Origin of the sequence: Caldovatus aquaticus (genome assembly GCF_019458025.1) — a bacterium.
GTDB lineage: Bacteria > Pseudomonadota > Alphaproteobacteria > Acetobacterales > Acetobacteraceae > Caldovatus > Caldovatus aquaticus.
The window spans coordinates 1-609 of record NZ_JAHZUY010000141.1 but is presented as its reverse complement, the minus strand read 5'-3'; the positions used below and the strand labels follow the sequence as shown (position 1 = coordinate 609).

Genomic DNA, 609 nt, shown 5'->3' with positions numbered 1-609 from the left:
CGCAGGCGACGAGGGCGGCGAGGATGCGCTGCCAGAGCCCGCGTTGGCTCCAGCGGTTCCAACGGTTGAAGACGGTGGCGTATGGCCCCTATTCCGGCGGCAGGGCACGCCAGCGGCAGCCTTCGCGGAAACGGTGCACGATGCCGCCGATCCCCCGCCGGTCGTCCACGCGCCGCGGCCCGGTGTGGACCATCGCCGGATGCGGCTCGCTCGCCGCCCACGGCACGTCGCTCAGCCCGAACAGGCGCGACACGGTCCATCCCCCCGCCGTTGGGCAGGGCGAATCATCGCACCGTTCCCACGGCAATTGGGCGCAGACCCTGGGACGCCTCGAATAATACGCCCGGCATCAGAATTGGAGTTTGACTTCTGCGTAGGCGCGTGAGGCGATGGCGGTGATGCGCTCGGGCTGATCGGCGAGCCAGTTCCAGGCGTCGCAGCAGGCGTCCGCGATGGCGTCGTAGCTGTCGAACACGCCGTTGCGAACACGCCGTTGGCGCGCTTGTTGGAGCGCAGGAAGCCCCAGGCGTTTTCGACCGGGTTCGACTCGGGTGCGTAGGGCGGCAGCAGGAGCGGCGCGATGTTGGCGGGCACCCTCCGGCCGGGCCC

Annotated in this window: 1 protein-coding gene and 1 pseudogene; both read right to left on the bottom strand. The window is 70.1% G+C overall.

Annotated features, from left to right (window positions below):
• Positions 1–88 precede the first annotated feature (88 nt).
• Entirely contained in the window at positions 89–253 is a 165-nt protein-coding gene (locus K1J50_RS18845) for a transposase (RefSeq protein ID WP_220116431.1), read from the bottom strand.
• Between the two features lie 96 nt (positions 254–349).
• Positions 350–609, bottom strand: a pseudogene (locus K1J50_RS18840) (hypothetical protein); the annotation flags it as partial.